At 47.2% G+C, this 16,720-nt stretch carries 12 protein-coding genes; 5 read left to right on the top strand and 7 right to left on the bottom strand.

Annotated elements, in window-relative coordinates:
* The first annotated feature begins 12 nt into the window (after positions 1–12).
* On the top strand, positions 13–2,418 hold the full coding sequence (locus AACT42_RS22280; protein WP_094133026.1) for a GH36-type glycosyl hydrolase domain-containing protein: 2,406 nt from the start codon (positions 13–15) through the stop codon (positions 2,416–2,418).
* 62 nt (positions 2,419–2,480) lie between these two features.
* Positions 2,481–3,893: a phosphoglucomutase/phosphomannomutase family protein gene (locus AACT42_RS22275; protein WP_013857648.1), complete on the top strand. Its 1,413-nt coding sequence runs from the start codon at positions 2,481–2,483 to the stop codon at positions 3,891–3,893.
* Between the two features lie 106 nt (positions 3,894–3,999).
* Here AACT42_RS22275 and AACT42_RS22270 read toward each other — a convergent pair whose 3' ends face one another.
* From AACT42_RS22270 to AACT42_RS22245, 6 genes are all read right to left on the bottom strand, one after another.
* Complete coding sequence (locus tag AACT42_RS22270; RefSeq protein WP_047690073.1) at positions 4,000–5,028, bottom strand: ABC transporter ATP-binding protein; 1,029 nt, start codon at positions 5,026–5,028, stop codon at positions 4,000–4,002.
* On the bottom strand, positions 5,028–6,653 hold the full coding sequence (locus tag AACT42_RS22265; protein WP_094133028.1) for an ABC transporter permease: 1,626 nt from the start codon (positions 6,651–6,653) through the stop codon (positions 5,028–5,030). Before AACT42_RS22265 ends, AACT42_RS22270 begins: the two co-directional genes overlap by 1 nt.
* Before the next feature lie 100 nt (positions 6,654–6,753).
* Complete coding sequence (locus AACT42_RS22260; RefSeq protein ID WP_013857651.1) at positions 6,754–7,767, bottom strand: Fe(3+) ABC transporter substrate-binding protein; 1,014 nt, start codon at positions 7,765–7,767, stop codon at positions 6,754–6,756.
* A gap of 140 nt (positions 7,768–7,907) precedes the next feature.
* Entirely contained in the window at positions 7,908–9,137 is a 1,230-nt protein-coding gene (locus AACT42_RS22255) for an ammonium transporter (RefSeq protein ID WP_094133030.1), read from the bottom strand.
* 27 nt (positions 9,138–9,164) lie between these two features.
* Positions 9,165–9,503, bottom strand: coding sequence for a P-II family nitrogen regulator (locus AACT42_RS22250; RefSeq protein ID WP_010317537.1), 339 nt, complete (start codon positions 9,501–9,503; stop codon positions 9,165–9,167).
* 191 nt (positions 9,504–9,694) lie between these two features.
* Complete coding sequence (locus AACT42_RS22245) at positions 9,695–10,081, bottom strand: YacL family protein (RefSeq protein ID WP_017043017.1); 387 nt, start codon at positions 10,079–10,081, stop codon at positions 9,695–9,697.
* Positions 10,082–10,162: 81 nt separating this feature from the next.
* Here AACT42_RS22245 and AACT42_RS22240 point away from each other — a divergent pair, with 81 nt between their 5' ends.
* The 3 genes from AACT42_RS22240 (at position 10,163) to AACT42_RS22230 (ending at position 13,867) form a co-directional block, all read left to right on the top strand.
* Positions 10,163–11,308, top strand: coding sequence for a sugar diacid recognition domain-containing protein (locus tag AACT42_RS22240; RefSeq protein WP_017048371.1), 1,146 nt, complete (start codon positions 10,163–10,165; stop codon positions 11,306–11,308).
* A 133-nt stretch (positions 11,309–11,441) separates the two neighbouring features.
* Positions 11,442–12,707 (top strand): GntP family permease, encoded by a 1,266-nt coding sequence (locus AACT42_RS22235; protein ID WP_013857655.1) that lies wholly within the window; start codon positions 11,442–11,444, stop codon positions 12,705–12,707.
* 20 nt (positions 12,708–12,727) lie between these two features.
* A complete protein-coding gene (locus AACT42_RS22230; RefSeq protein ID WP_094133032.1) occupies positions 12,728–13,867 on the top strand; it encodes a glycerate kinase in 1,140 nt (379 codons plus the stop codon).
* Positions 13,868–14,079: 212 nt separating this feature from the next.
* Here the strand turns inward: AACT42_RS22230 and acnB are convergent, their stop codons facing one another.
* Complete coding sequence (gene acnB / locus AACT42_RS22225) at positions 14,080–16,677, bottom strand: bifunctional aconitate hydratase 2/2-methylisocitrate dehydratase (protein ID WP_013857657.1); 2,598 nt, start codon at positions 16,675–16,677, stop codon at positions 14,080–14,082.
* Between the last annotated feature and the right edge of the window lie 43 nt (positions 16,678–16,720).

Raw genomic sequence — 16,720 nt, 5'->3', positions numbered from 1 at the left:
AAGGAAATGACAATGAAATACGGCTATTTCGATAACGACAATCGTGAATATGTCATCACACGCCCTGACGTTCCAGCGCCTTGGACCAACTACTTAGGGACAGAAAAATTCTGCACCGTGATCTCTCATAACGCGGGCGGTTACTCTTTTTACAATTCACCAGAATATAACCGTGTTACCAAATTTCGCCCGAACGCTTCTTTTGATCGCCCGGGGCACTATGTTTACTTACGTGACGATGCAACTGGCGACTATTGGTCTATTTCTTGGCAACCCGTAGCAAAAAGCTTAGAAGAAGCGAAGTATGAAGTCCGCCACGGCCTCTCTTACTCCAAATTCAAATGTGAATACAGCGGCATTACTGCCACTAAAACTCTGTTTGTACCGAAAGGCGAAGATGCTGAAATTTGGGATGTCGTCATTAAAAACGATTCCACTGAGACTCGCACTATCAGCGCTTTTTCGTTTGTTGAATTCTCTTTTAGTCACATTCAATCCGATAACCAAAACCATCAGATGTCGCTTTACTCTGCAGGTACCGCTTATCACGCGGGTGTGATTGAGTACGATCTTTACTACAACACCAATGATTTCGAAGGCTTTTACTACTTAGCCTCGACGTTTGATCCAGATTCTTATGATGGACAACGTGATACCTTCCTCGGCTTGTATCGTGACGAAGCCAATCCCATTGCAGTAGAACGTGGTCACTGCTCGAACAGCGCGCAAACCTGCTACAACCATTGCGGTTCGCTGCACAAACAATTTGTGATCCAACCGGGTGAAGAAGTTCGCTTTGCTTATATTTTGGGAATTGGTAAAGGCAATGGCGCGCGTTTGCGTGCTAAGTACCAAGACTTGGCTAATGTCGATGCCGCTTTTGCTGGGATCAAAGCGCATTGGGATGAACGTTGTGCGAAATTCCAAGTAAAATCACCGAATGAAGGCCTTGATACCATGATCAACACTTGGACGCTTTATCAAGCGGAAACGTGTGTGGTGTGGTCTCGCTTTGCCTCTTTCATTGAAGTGGGCGGTCGTACTGGCCTTGGTTACCGTGATACGGCGCAAGATGCCATTTCAGTACCGCACGCAAACCCGAAGATGACCCGTAAACGCTTGGTTGATCTGCTTCGTGGTCAAGTCAAAGCAGGCTATGGCCTACACCTATTTGATCCTGACTGGTTTGATCCAGAAAAAGCGGATGTCAAACCATCAAAATCGCCAACCGTTGTACCAACGCCAAGTGATGAAGATAAGATCCACGGCATTGAAGATACCTGTTCTGACGATCATCTCTGGCTCGTTCCAACCATCTGTAAATACGTGATGGAAACGGGTGAAACATCCTTCTTCGATGAAGTGATCCCTTACGCCGATGGTGGTAATGCAACGGTTTACGAACACATGAAGGCGGCGCTTAACTTCTCGGCAGAATACGTAGGGCAAACAGGTATCTGCAAAGGCTTACGCGCTGACTGGAACGACTGCTTGAACTTAGGTGGTGGCGAATCATCTATGGTTTCTTTCCTCCACTTTTGGGCGCTGCAAGAGTTTATCGACCTTGCAAAATACCGTGACAATGCAGAGGATGTTGCGAAATATACCGAAATGGCGGCGAACGTACGTGAAGCTTGTGAAACTCACCTTTGGGATGAAGAAGGCGGCTGGTATATCCGTGGCCTGACGAAAAATGGCGACAAGATAGGAACCGCTCAGCAAACTGAAGGTCGAGTTCATCTTGAATCAAACACACTCGCCGTCTTATCGGGCGCAGTGTCGCAAGAGCGTGGTGAAAAAGCGATGGATGCCGTTGATGAGAATCTATTCTCCGAATACGGCTTACATCTGAACGCACCTTCCTTCTCAACCCCTAATGATGATATCGGTTTCGTTACTCGTGTTTATCAAGGTGTTAAAGAAAATGGCGCTATTTTCTCACATCCAAACCCTTGGGCATGGGTTGCAGAAACGAAGCTTGGCCGTGGTGATCGAGCCATGAAGTTCTACGACGCATTAAACCCTTATAACCAAAACGACATCATTGAAAAGCGCGTTGCCGAACCTTACTCATACGTGCAGTTCATTATGGGACGAGATCACCAAGATCACGGCCGTGCGAACCATCCATGGTTAACAGGTACGTCTGGTTGGGCCTACTTTGCCGTCACCAACTTCATTTTGGGTGTTCGTGTCGGTTTTGATGGCCTCGTCGTCGACCCATGCATTCCTACCAATTGGCCTGGTTTTGAAGTCACTCGCCAATGGCGCGGCGCGACTTACAACATCACAGTGCAAAACCCGAACTCCGTCAGTAAAGGGGTGAAAACAATCACAGTGAATGGCGAAGCAGTAGAAAGCGTGATTCCTGTCATGGCACAAGGCAGTGTCAACGATGTAGTGGTTATTCTCGGTTAACGCAATTTGAGCCTCAGCGCGAAGGAGCTGAGGCTCAACATTCGTCCCACAAGGATTTTATTATGATCAAATTTGGTACAGGTGGCTGGCGCGCCTTTATTGGTGAAGAGTTTACCAAAGACAACGTCTGTCTAGTGGCTCAATCACTTGCCAACATCATTAACCACGAAAATGTGGCTAACAACGGGTTCGTTATCGGCTACGACCGCCGCTTTCTTTCTGACAAAGCCGCACGTTGGTTTGCGCAAGTCTTAGCCGCGAATGGCGTGGTGGTAAGTTTTATCGATAAGTTTGTTCCTACCCCTATTGTGATGTTCAAGGCTAAAGAGATGAATTGCGCCTATTCGGCGTGTATTACGGCATCCCACAACCCTGCGGACTACAACGGCATCAAAGTGTTCATTGAAGGTGGACGAGACGCTGATGAGGTGATCACACAAAAGATTGAACAACAAATCGCGTCACTGACGCTTGCCGATGTAAAACATGTCGAATTTGAACAAGCGCTGCAAGATAAATCGATTGTCATCATCAATCCAATGAATGAGTTTGTCGATTCAATCATCAACTTTATCGATATTGAAGCGATCAAAAAAGCCAACCTGCGTGTGTTGATTGACCCTATGTTTGGCGTCGCAAAAAATGCATTGCAGACGGTTCTGATCAATGGCCGCTGCGATGTGGATGTGATCAATGATGGCAAAAACCCCGATTTTGGCGGTTTAATGCCTTCCCCTAATGCAGCGACGCTTTATCGTCTCAAACATTTAGTGGCCGCAGAAGGTTACGATATTGGGATAGGTACCGACGGCGATGCAGACCGACTTGGTATTATTGATGAGAAAGGCAACTTCATCCATCCTAATGAAGTACTGATCCTGCTTTACTACTACCTGCTTGAATATAAGGGTTGGAAAGGATCCGTGGTGCGTAACATCGCCACCACCCACCTGCTGGATAAAATTGCCGCTGACCACGATGAGAAAAGTTTTGAAGTCCCGGTTGGCTTTAAGCACATCAGCTCACAAATGGAAGCGGATGATTCACTAATTGGTGGTGAAAGCTCCGGCGGTTTAACCATTCGTGGACACATCAAAGGTAAAGATGGGGTTTTTGCATCGAGTTTGTTAGTTGAAATGATCAGCGTGACAGGTAAAAAACTCTCCGAATTACTGGGGGAAATTTACGCGAAATACGGTTACGCCTACACCGCAGAAGGTGACTGCAAATTTAAAGCCGCACAAAAAGAGTCGTTGTATAACAAAATCTACGTTGAGAAACAGTTGCCTCAATTTGAGTATGAGATTGAGAAAGTCAGTTACGAAGACGGAGCCAAAGTCTACTTTAAAAACGGCGGCTGGGTTATTGCTCGTTTCTCTGGCACTGAACCATTGCTACGCATTTTTGCCGAAATGGCGGATAAAGACACTGCAGAGCGTGTTCTTCAACAGGTGAAAGATTTTCTATCGTTATAGCTTTTACCCACTTCGACTCAAATTTGAGTCGCTATACCCGCACAGTATGAAGAGGTTGTAGGTATATCGATGAAGAACACTTGCCCGGCGTCATGCCGGGCTTTTTTTAAAAAGCCAACACACCTTGCGTATCAATGCTGACTGCAACATTTTGCCCAACGCTCAACGGCTGTGAAGAACTCGCCAGCAACTTACTGCCATACGCATCAATCACATAACGGCAGTGATCGCCCATAAATTGCTGCTCTAACACGCGGACTTTGCTCTCTTGCTGCGCACTAATTTGAATGTGTTGTGGCCGCAGTAGTAATTCGCATTTGGCTTCAAGCTCAATGGGTTGCTGAGCTTTGGCGTCAACCACACCTAAATCGGTCTCAAATTGCCATTCTGAAATTCGTTTGGCGCTTAAATAACTTCCACCACCTAAGAAATCGGCCACAAATTTACTCGACGGTTGGTAGTACAGCTCTGATGCGGTGCCATATTGCTCAATCACACCGTGGTTCATTACCGCCATTTTATCAGCAAAAGCAAAAGCTTCTTCGCGGCTATGGGTCACAAAAATAGCCGTCACACCCTGCTTTTTAAAAATGTTGCGAATTTCACCGATCAACTCATGGCGAACTTGGGTATCGATATTGGAAAACGGCTCATCAAGCAGCAGTAGATCCGGTTTATACGCCAAGGAGCGAGCAATCGCCACTCGCTGCTGCTGTCCACCCGATAGTTGATGAGGATAACGATCCCCCAGCCCCGCTAAGTGCACTAATGCCAACATCTCTCCGACTTTCGCTTTACACTCGGTTTGAGAGAGTTGACGCAATCCAAACGCGATATTTTCCGCAACAGTTAAGTGAGGAAATAGCGCATAATCTTGGAAAATCATCCCTATGTTTCGCGCTTCCGGTGGCAACCAATGTTGACCATCATCAATCGTTACACAATTAAGGCTCATCACCCCAGAGCTAAGCGGCAGCAAACCCGCAATAGCTTTCAATAAGGTCGTTTTCCCACAACCACTTGCTCCTAATAAACAGACGATTTCTCCCTGTTTGACTTCCAGCGACAGTGATTGTAAAACCGTTTGGTTTTCATATTTGCAAGTCAAATCATGGATAGACAGCGCACAACTCATCAGTGATTTTGCTCCAGTGAACGGTTAACGACGATAAGCGGAATTAAACCAACCGCGACCAAGAGTATCGCAGGCAAAGCAGCCACTTCTAATTGTTCATCCGATGCGTAGTTATAAACATAGGTCGCCAAGGTTTCGAAATTGAACGGACGCAATAACAAAGCGGCATTCAGCTCTTTCATTGACTCAATAAACACCAACAACCCAGCGATAAGCGTACCACGGCGGATCAATGGCAGATGAACTCGCCACAGCATAGCGTTCGATCGATAACCTATAGTTCGAGCCGCCATATCCAAAGAAGGTGAGACTTTATTAAGACTACTTTCTATGCTACCAATCGCCACGGCCGAAAAACGCACCACTAAAGCAAAAATAATAGCAAACATCGAACCAGAAAAGATAAGACCCGGTCGCCCCCACTGCATCGCTTTAGCAACATCATTGACCCAATGATCCATAAACAGCACCGGAACCATCACACCAATCGCTAACACGGTTCCGGGAACCGCATACCCCATAGAAGACAAGCGCATAAAGGCTAAAGTCACCCCGTTGGCGTTCAACCGATGGCAAAAATTCACGACCAAAGCAATCAACACCGCCACCAGCGCGGCCGTCAACGAAACCGTTAAGCTATTGATCGCAAAGTCTTGGAACTCCGAAGTCCAACTTTTCGCAAAATAGTGATAAGCGAATGAGACCAACTGCAATAAAGGCAGCAGAAACGCGAGCGCAACTAGCCCCCAACACCAACACAAAGCGGCCCATTTTTTCCAACCTTGCAACTGATAGCGAAAATCTTCATGGCTGTTAAATTGGCTTTGAAATAATTTCTGTTTACGACGACTATAGCGCTCTGCGCTCAGCAGTAATAATACAATCACCAACATGATGGCGGATATTTTCGCTGCCGCATTCAAATTAGAATAACCGAGCCAAGTGTCATACACCGCAGTCGTTAGGGTATTAACGGCAAAGTAACTCACCGTACCAAAATCTCCCACCGTTTCCATCGCCACTAAGGAGAGGCCAACCGCCATCGCGGGCCGTGCAAGCGGTAGTGAAATCAGACGAAAACTCTGCCACGGAGAGCATTTTAATAGACGAGCGGATTGCAATAAGGAGACGTTTTGTTCCATGAATGCTGCACGGCACAGTAGGTAAACATATGGATAAAGCACCAGCGCAAGCACAATGCTTGCCCCGCCCAAACTGCGAATGTCGGGAAACCAGTAATCACCTGCGCCCCAACCCGTAATATCTCTAAGTAACACTTGCACTGGGCCTGCGTAGTCAAACCAACCGGTAAAGATGTAACCGATAATATAGCCGGGCATCGCAAGTGGTAACACCAAAGCCCATTGTAAAATGCGTTCGGTAGGCAGCTTACACATCGCCATTAACCAAGCACTGGGAATGCCAAATAGCAAAGAAAGCCCCATCACACTGAACGTTAATACGACGGTATTAAAGGTATAGGTGGGCATCACGGTTGACATGAGATGAGAAAAAACCTCATCACTTTGTCCCGCAGCGGTAATAAAGATGGCTAAGATCGGCAAAACCAGTAGCACAGTGACACTGGCACTACTGGTTTTCCATAATGTATTTTTTTCTTTCATTGCCTAATTACAATAAGGCTTACTGACACATAAATGCGTTTGCAAATACATCTCATGCCCCTTCAATAGAATAGGGGCACTGTTATACCCCTAGAACCGATTAAAGGTCAAATTTCACTTCATCAAGCAGCTTAATTGCCGCGGCATGATTGTCGGCAATTTTTTCGAGCGGCAGTGGATCCGCTTTAAAATCACCCCATGAAGCGACTAGTGCAGAACGCTCAACACCTGCTTTTACTGGGTATTCAAAGTTGACGTCAGCGTACATGTGCTGTGCTTTATCGCTGGTCAAAAACTCCATCAGCTTAACTGCGTTTTCTTTGTTAGGCGCGTACTTCGCCATCGCCATACCACTCACGTTAACATGCGTGCCTTGCGCATTCTGACCTGGGAAGTTGATGTAGACGGCTTCAGCCCATGATTTTTGCTTCTCATCAGCTAACATTTTCCCTAAATAATAGCTATTACCCAATGAGACATCACACAAACCTTCTTTAATCGCTTTAACTTGGTCACGATCATTACCTTGAGGCTTACGTGCTAAATTTGCTTTGACACCTTCAAGCCAAACTTTTGTGCTCGCTTCGCCTTGCTCTGCAATCATGGATGCAACCAGCGCCACGTTGTAAGGGTGCTTACCACTACGAGTACAGATTTTGCCTTTAAATTCAGGCTTCGCGAGGTCAGCGTAGTTGAAGTCATCACCCAGCTTGCCTACGCGATCGCGTGATGAGTAGACGCTACGGGTGCGTATTGTTAGTGCAAACCACTCATCTGCGCTATCGCGATACTGGGCAGGAATGTTAGTTTCAATGGTTTTGTTATCCACCGCTTGGACTAAACCTTTTTCAGATAACTCAAAAAGACGGCTAAATTCTGAGGTTAAAATCACGTCAGCAGGGCTGTACTCACCCTCTTGTACCAATTTCTCAGCAATCCCTTCTTTCGCAAACTTAACATTCACTTTGATACCGGTTTGTTGAGTGAACTCTTTAAACATCGGCTCAATCAAAAATGGTTGGCGGTATGAGTAAACGTTGACCTCTTCTGCCGCCATCGCGCTCGGAGCCATCACACTACATGCCATCGCAGACAGAGTAAGCAGTTTCTTCATTTCTAGTTCCCTTTAAAATTGGTAATGATAATGTTTATCAGTTTCGTTATTATATTGATGATGGATTGAAAAACAATTCAATCAATAAAAAAACCTGCCTTAATCGGCAGGTTTTTAGGTAGGTTATCTGTAAGGAAATATTACTTTATTGTCACGAATTCTGGGTAGGCCCCCACCCCACAGTCGTGCATATCCATCCCTTCTAATTCTTCTTCTTCCGAAACTCGAATGCCTATCGTTGCCTTCAGGATGCCCCAAACCACAAGGCTTGCACCAAATACCCAAGCGAAAATCACTGCGGCTCCAAGTAGTTGAGCGCCAAAGCTCGCATCAGTATTGCTGATTGGCACAACCATTAAACCGAACAAACCACATACGCCATGTACTGAAATTGCGCCCACAGGATCGTCAATTTTCACTTTATCAAGGGCAATAATGCTAAACACCACTAACACACCCGCTACAGCACCAATCGCTACCGCATACAGTGGTGATGGAGAGAGAGGATCAGCGGTAATAGCCACTAACCCGGCCAACGCACCGTTGAGTACCATGGTTAAATCCGCTTTACCCCAAGTGGTTTTACACACTAATAGAGCCGCAATAGAACCCGCTGCTGCAGCGGCATTGGTGTTGAGGAAAATCTGACCAACCGCTGTTGCGTTTTCAAAATCAGACAGCATTAGTTGTGAACCACCGTTAAAACCAAACCAGCCAAACCACAGGATAAATGTACCCAAAGTCGCAAGTGGCATGTTGGAGCCCGGAATAGGGTAAATTTCACCATTTTTACCGTATTTACCTTTACGTGCTCCCAACAAGATGACCCCAGCTAGCGCCGCCGATGCACCCGCTAAGTGAACAATACCAGAGCCGGCAAAATCACTGAAACCGGCAGCTGAAAGAAAGCCACCGCCCCAAGTCCAATAGCCTTCCATTGGGTAAATGAATGCGGTCAAAATGCCGGAAAAAATAAGGAACGACCACAATTTCATTCGCTCAGCGACAGCGCCAGAAACCACCGACATCGCGGTTGCCACAAACACCACTTGGAAGAAAAAGTCTGATTCAAGGGAGTGATCCGCGCCTTCTGCTTGGCTACCTATCAAGGAGCCGAATGAAGGCAGCCAGCCTGCTTCTGCGTTATCAACATACATAATGTTGTAACCAACCACTAAATACGTGGTACAGGCAATCGCGTACAAACAAAAGTTTTTGGTTAAAATTTCAGTGGTGTTTTTAGAACGAACTAAACCTGCCTCTAGCATGGCAAAGCCAGCCGCCATCCACATCACCAACGCACCCGAAATCAAGAAAAAAAACGTATCGAGTGCGTAACGTAGCTCTGTTACCGTTGCTGCTAATTCCATAATGGTTATCTCCAATCCTTTGAATCTTTACAGTGCTTCACTGTCCATTTCGCCAGTACGAATACGCACAGCTTGGCTGAGGTCATACACAAAAATTTTTCCGTCACCAATTTTTCCGGTGTGCGCCGCTTTGATGATCGCCTCTATCACGCGATCGACATTTTCAGCTTGTGTCGCTATTTCTAATTTCACTTTAGGCAGAAAATCGACTTGATATTCCGCGCCTCGGTAGAGCTCGGTGTGCCCTTTTTGGCGACCAAAGCCTTTCACTTCGGAAACCGTCATCCCTTCGATGCCGACATCGGCCAAAGCTTCACGCACATCGTCTAACTTAAATGGTTTAATTATCGCGTTGATCAGTTTCATTGCATCCTCTCACAAGCAGTAGTCCGTTTACGATCAATACAATCCAAGCCGCGTGCCAACTTTTTAACTTAATGATTTTAAAAGATTTGCAACCATTTCTTATGCCAAAAAGAAAAGGGTTGCACAAATAAGGTGCAACCCTTTCCCACAAATAAAGCGAAGTGGTTAATCTTCACCAGTTTTGTGCAGCGCTAAGTGAAGTCCGCAGGTGAGTAACGTACAAATTCGCACCACTGCTTGATCATCAAAGCAAAATCATCAATGCCGCAGATTGCGGTGCTTTCACAATCGTAAAAATCAAACTCACTGTCACTATCAAGCGCTTCACCATGCGTCAAAACATTGGCCTGAACCGTGACCTCATCGGCAAGAATCATCACGCTGATTTCCTGCCCCTCAAGCGTCTGCTCTTGATTAAATGCACGTTTCGATGCTGCCATTAGCGCAATAACTTGATCTATTTTGGGAAGATCGTTGCTGATCTCCTCTTGTAGCCAACGGCCAATAATTTCGTGCCCCATCGAAAAAGAGCAGTAATAGCTGCCATCTAGGGTATTTTTTTTAAATTCGTAGTCCATCGGGTTCTCGATATTGGTGCTTGGGGATACGGATAACTTTGTTATTATCGGTGATTATGGCTAACGAAACCACTTGAGATTATGCAGATCACAGAAACCACCGCACGCCAGATTGTAGAAAGAGCGATGAAGATCATCACTTATTCAGTCAACGTAATGGATGAAAAGGGACGCATTATTGGCTCAGGTGATCCCACTCGTTTGCACCAGAAACACGAAGGGGCGATTTTAGCCATCAATGAAAATCGAGTGGTTGAAATTGATCATGCCACCGCCAGTTACCTAAAAGGCGTTAAACCCGGCATCAATTTCCCCATCATTTATCAACAACGAGTGATCGGCGTGGTTGGAATTTCCGGTAACCCAACGGAGGTTCACCGTTATGGCGAGCTGGTCAAAATGACGGCGGAGCTTATCGTTGAACAAGCCGCACTGATGGCACAAGTACAGTGGAATAAGCGCCACCGTGAAGAGCTGCTATTACAACTAATTCAAGGTGCCACTCTCAACGAAACACAGCTCAATTCAATCGCCGAGCGATTAGGGCTCGACCTTTCCCAGCCGCGTATCGCTGCCGTGGTCAAATTGATCCCAGATAACGATACCGCCTTATCGCTAGAACACTTACAGCAGTTAGTGCATCTGCTGGAATACCCTGAACGGGACAATTTGGTGGGGATCATTTCAGTTTCTCACAACGAAGTGGTGGTTTTAAAACCCATCTCACTCACCGAAAAAGGTTGGTCACAAGAGGCCGAAACGAAACGAGTCAATCAACTGTTGAAGCGAGTGAAAAAAGAGGGCAAATTCACCATCAAAATTGCACTAGGTGATTATTTTCCAACGCTCTCAGGGCTGGCTCAATCTTATCAAACCGCCAAGTTGACGATGCAAGCCTCCCACCATAAACAGGGAGACGTCTTCTTTTATCAAGATGATAAGTTACCTGTACTGCTCAATAGCGTACAGCATGAGCCATGGAGCCGCGAGCAGTTACGCCAACCCTATACCCTGCTGGAACGGTATGACACTAAGGGAATATTAATTAAAACCCTCCGCCATTATTTTGAGCAAAACTGCGATGTCCATCAAACTTGCCAAGCACTGCATATTCACCGTAATACCTTGCGCTATAGGCTTGAAAAAATTGAGCAAGTAACCGCTTTAAAATTCAATCAGTTAAATGACATTACTCACCTTTATTTGGCTTTATCTTGCTTCAAATAAAAACATAAAATTGTGCATTTGCACAATTAATCAGTCGCGTCAAAGCCAGTAATCTGTGCAATAGACTGAAGACTCTTTTATTTTTGCTCCCTATATTGCAGCCAATCACTGATAAAAAATATGGATATAGAAGATGATTGAAGTTTCAACTCTCGGAGCTCTGGCCGCATTAGTCGTGGCTATCACGCTCATTCTAAAAAAAGTACCACCCGCCTATGGCATGATCATCGGCGCGTTGGTCGGTGGCGTGATCGGCGGTGTATCGCTGACCGACACCGTTGCTCTGATGATTGGTGGCGCACAAGGCATTGTGACCGCAGTACTACGCATTCTTGCAGCAGGTATTTTGGCTGGTGTATTGATTGAATCAGGCGCTGCCACTTCCATTGCAGAAACCATAGTGAAAAAGGTTGGAGAAACTCGCGCTTTATTTGCCTTGGCCTTAGCAACCTTAATTTTGACTGCGGTCGGCGTGTTTGTCGACGTGGCAGTAATCACCGTATCTCCTATCGCTCTGGCGATCGCTCGCCGTGCCGATCTCTCCAAGGCGGCCATTCTGCTAGCGATGATTGGCGGCGGTAAAGCGGGTAACGTAATGTCACCTAACCCTAATGCGATTGCCGCAGCCGACGCGTTTAACGTGCCACTTACTTCTGTAATGGCGGCGGGTATTATTCCTGGGATCTGCGGGCTTATTGTGGCTTACTTGATTGCCAAACGTTTAGTCAATAAAGGAAGTAAAGTCTCTGCCAGTGAAGTCGTTGCGGTGGATCATTCTAGGCTACCCCGCTTTAGCTCAGCGATCATCGCACCATTAGTGGCGATTGTGTTACTCGCACTACGCCCTATCGCTGGCATCAATGTGGATCCTTTAATTGCACTCCCATTAGGCGGATTAGTCGGTGCGGTCGTGATGGGACGATTTGCAGACACTAACCACTTCGCGGTTTCAGGTTTAACACGCATGGCTCCGGTTGCGGTTATGCTGCTTGGTACTGGTACTTTAGCCGGCATCATCGCCAATTCAGGTCTTAAAGGCGGTTTAATCGAAGTACTGACCGCTTCTGGGTTACCTTCTTACCTGCTTGCACCGATCTCAGGTGCAATGATGTCACTGGCAACCGCTTCAACCACCGCAGGTACAGCCGTTGCCTCCAGCGTCTTTAGCTCCACTATACTCGAACTAGGCGTACCCGCACTGGCAGGGGCTGCCATGATCCATTCAGGTGCGACCGTACTTGATCATATGCCACACGGTAGTTTCTTCCACGCCACGGGCGGAGCGGTACATATGGACATTCGTGAGCGTCTCACCTTAATTCCTTATGAATCGGCAGTAGGTTTAGTGATTGCCTTCATTTCTGTGATGATTTTTGGCGTATTTGGTCTGTTTGTTTAACGCAGTTAAGGTGTTAAAAAATGAAAATTGTTATTGCTCCAGATTCTTATAAAGAGAGCCTAACGGCAATGGAAGTCGCCACCGCGATAGAGAATGGATTCAAACAAGTGTTGCCCGATGCGCACTACATTAAGTTACCGATGGCTGATGGCGGCGAAGGGACGGTCCAATCACTGGTTGATGCCACTAATGGATCGATTGTTACCACAACGGTGACGGCGCCGCTAGGTGAACAAGTCGAGGCTTTTTATGGCTTAATGGGTGATGGTAAAACAGCGATCATTGAGATGGCGGCCGCATCGGGCTTACACCTGGTGCCGCCAGAGCAACGCAACCCAATGAACACCACAAGCTACGGTACTGGTGAGCTGATTAAAACCGTGCTCGATCAAGGTGTTGAACACATCATCATCGGCATTGGTGGCAGTGCAACCAACGATGGTGGCCTCGGCATGGCGCAAGCCCTCGGCATTCAACTGCTTGATTCAGATGGCAATCCATTAGGCTTTGGTGGCGGTGAATTGTCAAAACTGGCCTCGATTGATCTCACACTACTGGACCCACGTTTAGCCCGCATCAAACTGGAGGTCGCCTGCGATGTCGATAATCCACTGTGCGGCGTACAAGGCGCTTCGCACGTCTTTGGCCCACAAAAAGGAGCAACACCCGAGATGGTCGCGCAACTTGATGCCAACCTTGCGCATTATGCAAACATCATCAAAACGCAATTAGGTCGTGATGTTAAAGAGATGCCGGGTGCTGGCGCGGCAGGCGGTTTAGGTGCGGCGCTGGTTGGTCTACTAGGAGCGAGCCTTCGTCCGGGCATTGAAATTGTGATGGATGCCGTGAACCTTAGCGATGTGGTAAAGGATGCCGATTTAGTCATCACTGGGGAAGGACGCATTGATAGCCAAACCATTCACGGTAAAACGCCAATCGGTGTTGCGCGCACTGCCAAACTTTTTTCCGTGCCAGTGATCGGCATTGCAGGCTGCTTGTCAGCAGACTGCGCCGTTGTTCACCCACATGGCATTGATGCGGTATTCAGTGTCGTTCCACGCTCGGTCGACTTGCCTACAGCCCTTGCCGAAGCGGCGCAAAATGTAGAAATGACCGCGCGTAATGTCGCGTGTGTTTTTAGCTTGTCTTACCGGCAATAACTATTTCGCTGAATACCATATGACGTTCACGCTCATTTTAACTCCATTGAAAGAACAACGTTATGAATTATGGGGCAAGTCATTGTTGGCGGAGCATTGCAGCCACCAATCGAACTTAATCTAATGCTATTTCAGCATTGAGTGAGAAGCTAGAATGGTAAAAAGCCACCGAATCGGTGGCTTTTTTATTAGGAGGTTAGCTTGGATAGCTCTTACACCGCTTGCTGGACAATCACACTGTCTGCTTTTTTAGTGTATTGCGCCATACGATGGAAGTTGAGGTAGCGATAGGTGTCAGCTGCAGTTGCGTTGATCTGCTTCGCGTACTCTAGATACTCTTCCAGTGTCGGAATGCGGCCTAAAATGGCGCCCACGGCCGACAGCTCTGCCGAAGCAAGGTAAACATTCGCGCCAGTCCCTAAACGGTTCGGGAAGTTACGAGTCGACGTCGACATGACGGTCGCTTTATCAGCAACACGCGCTTGGTTACCCATGCATAACGAACATCCTGGAGTTTCAATGCGTACCCCAGCGCGACCAAAGATGCCGTAATAGCCCTCTTCGATAAGCTGATCTTTGTCCATCTTAGTCGGTGGCGCAACCCACAAACGCGTATCTAACTGACCATTGAACTTCTCAAGCAATTTACCTGCCGCGCGGAAGTGACCAATGTTGGTCATACAAGAACCGATGAAGACTTCATCAATAGGCGTACCTTGTACATCAGAAAGTAAGCGCGCATCGTCTGGGTCATTTGGCGCACATAAAATCGGCTCTTTAATCTCAGCAAGATCAATCTCAATCACATGTGCGTATTCTGCATCACTATCCGCTTGCATCAACTCAGGATTGGCTAGCCACGCTTCCATCGCCGTAATACGACGCTCAATAGTACGGCGGTCACCATAACCTTCGGCGATCATCCACTTCAACATAGTGATGTTAGAGTTGAGGTACTCTTCAATTGAGGCTTGTGACAATTTAACCGTACAACCTGCAGCACTACGTTCTGCCGAGGCATCAGAAAGTTCAAACGCTTGCTCAACCGTTAAGTGCTCAACCCCTTCGATTTCTAGCACACGGCCAGAGAATTCGTTAATTTTCCCCGCTTTCGCCACTGTAAGCAGGCCTTGCTTAATCCCGTAATAAGGGATCGCGTGCACTAGATCGCGCAGCGTGATGCCCGGCTGCATTTCACCTTTGAAACGCACCAAGACAGATTCTGGCATATCCAGTGGCATCACACCCGTTGCGGCCGCAAAAGCAACCAAACCAGAACCGGCTGGGAATGAAATGCCAAGCGGGAAGCGTGTATGCGAGTCACCACCAGTACCGACGGTATCAGGTAACAACATACGGTTTAGCCATGAGTGAATAACGCCATCACCCGGACGCAGTGAAACACCACCACGGTTCATGATGAAATCAGGCAAGGTATGGTGGGTATTCACATCGACAGGCTTTGGATAAGCCGAGGTATGACAGAAAGATTGCATGACTAAATCAGCAGAGAAACCAAGACACGCCAAATCTTTCAATTCATCACGTGTCATCGGGCCAGTGGTATCTTGCGATCCAACCGTGGTCATTTTAGGTTCGCAGTAAGTCCCCGGGCGAACACCCGTCACGCCGCATGCTTTACCGACCATTTTCTGAGCCAGTGTATAACCTTTACCTGTATCAGCCACTGCAACTGGGCGACGAAATACTGTTGACGCTTCTAAGCCTAGTGCTTCGCGTGCTTTATCCGTTAAACCACGACCAACGATCAGTGGAATACGGCCGCCAGCGCGCACTTCATCAATCAATACGTCGGTTTTAAGCTTGAACGTGGCAAGCACTTCGCCAGTGTCGTGGTTACACACTTTGCCTTCAAATGGGTAAACATCAATCACATCACCCATGTTGAGTTTGGTAACGTCAACTTCAATCGGCAACGCGCCGGCATCTTCCATGGTGTTGAAGAAGATAGGTGCAATTTTACCGCCGAGCACGTAGCCACCCGCGCGTTTATTGGGCACAAATGGGATGTCGTCACCCATAAACCACAAAACAGAGTTAGTCGCGGATTTACGAGACGAGCCTGTACCGACCACATCACCCACATAGACTAGCTGATGGCCTTTCTCTTTTAGAGCTTCGATTTGAGTGATAGGGCCAATGCTGCCTGCTTTATCAGGTTGAATGCCTTCACGTTCATTTTTCAACATAGCCAGTGCGTGCACTGGAATATCTGGCCGTGACCATGCATCTGGCGCTGGTGACAAATCATCAGTATTGGTTTCACCAGTAACTTTAAATACGGTTAGCGTGATCTTCTCTTGAAGCGCCGGTTTTGAAAGGAACCATTCCGCGTCTGCCCATGATTGCAACACTTTTTGTGCATGTGCATTACCCGCTTTTGCTTTCTCTTCAACGTCATAGAACGCATCAAACATCAGTAGAGTACGCGATAGTGCATCAGCCGCAATCGGTGCCAGCTCAGCATCATCAAGCAATGAGACTAGCGGCTCGATGTTATAACCACCTTGCATAGTTCCGAGTAGTTGCGCAGCTTTTGCGCGGCTCACTAACGGTGAAGAGACCTCACCTTTAGTGATGGCGGTTAAAAAGCCCGCTTTAACATAAGCGGCCTCATCCACACCGGGAGGAATTCGATTTTCAAGGAGATCAAGCATGAACGCTTCTTCACCTTGAGGGGGATTTTTCAACAGTTCAACAAGTCCTGCGACTTGTTCAGCATTTAGGGGTCTAGGAACAACTCCTTCTGCAGCACGCTCTGCGACGTGTTTACGGTAGGCTTCAAGCACGACTTTTTCCTCTCATTGCGGTTTACCCCATTATTATTGACAT

Origin of the sequence: Vibrio sp. V15_P4S5T153 (genome assembly GCF_963874485.1) — a bacterium.
GTDB lineage: Bacteria > Pseudomonadota > Gammaproteobacteria > Enterobacterales > Vibrionaceae > Vibrio > Vibrio anguillarum.
Note: the sequence above shows the minus strand (reverse complement) of the source record. Positions and strands in the feature narration are given on the sequence as shown.

Excerpts from the sequence above, each read along its gene's own strand:
- AACT42_RS22280 (WP_094133026.1), top strand. The coding sequence starts at position 13 with ATGAAATACGGCTATTTCGATAACGACAATCGTGAATATGTCATCACA.
- AACT42_RS22275 (WP_013857648.1), top strand. The coding sequence starts at position 2,481 with ATGATCAAATTTGGTACAGGTGGCTGGCGCGCCTTTATTGGTGAAGAG.
- AACT42_RS22270 (WP_047690073.1), bottom strand. The coding sequence starts at position 5,028 with ATGAGTTGTGCGCTGTCTATCCATGATTTGACTTGCAAATATGAAAAC.
- AACT42_RS22265 (WP_094133028.1), bottom strand. The coding sequence starts at position 6,653 with ATGAAAGAAAAAAATACATTATGGAAAACCAGTAGTGCCAGTGTCACT.
- AACT42_RS22260 (WP_013857651.1), bottom strand. The coding sequence starts at position 7,767 with ATGAAGAAACTGCTTACTCTGTCTGCGATGGCATGTAGTGTGATGGCT.
- AACT42_RS22255 (WP_094133030.1), bottom strand. The coding sequence starts at position 9,137 with ATGGAATTAGCAGCAACGGTAACAGAGCTACGTTACGCACTCGATACG.
- AACT42_RS22250 (WP_010317537.1), bottom strand. The coding sequence starts at position 9,503 with ATGAAACTGATCAACGCGATAATTAAACCATTTAAGTTAGACGATGTG.
- AACT42_RS22245 (WP_017043017.1), bottom strand. The coding sequence starts at position 10,081 with ATGGACTACGAATTTAAAAAAAATACCCTAGATGGCAGCTATTACTGC.
- AACT42_RS22240 (WP_017048371.1), top strand. The coding sequence starts at position 10,163 with ATGCAGATCACAGAAACCACCGCACGCCAGATTGTAGAAAGAGCGATG.
- AACT42_RS22235 (WP_013857655.1), top strand. The coding sequence starts at position 11,442 with ATGATTGAAGTTTCAACTCTCGGAGCTCTGGCCGCATTAGTCGTGGCT.
- AACT42_RS22230 (WP_094133032.1), top strand. The coding sequence starts at position 12,728 with ATGAAAATTGTTATTGCTCCAGATTCTTATAAAGAGAGCCTAACGGCA.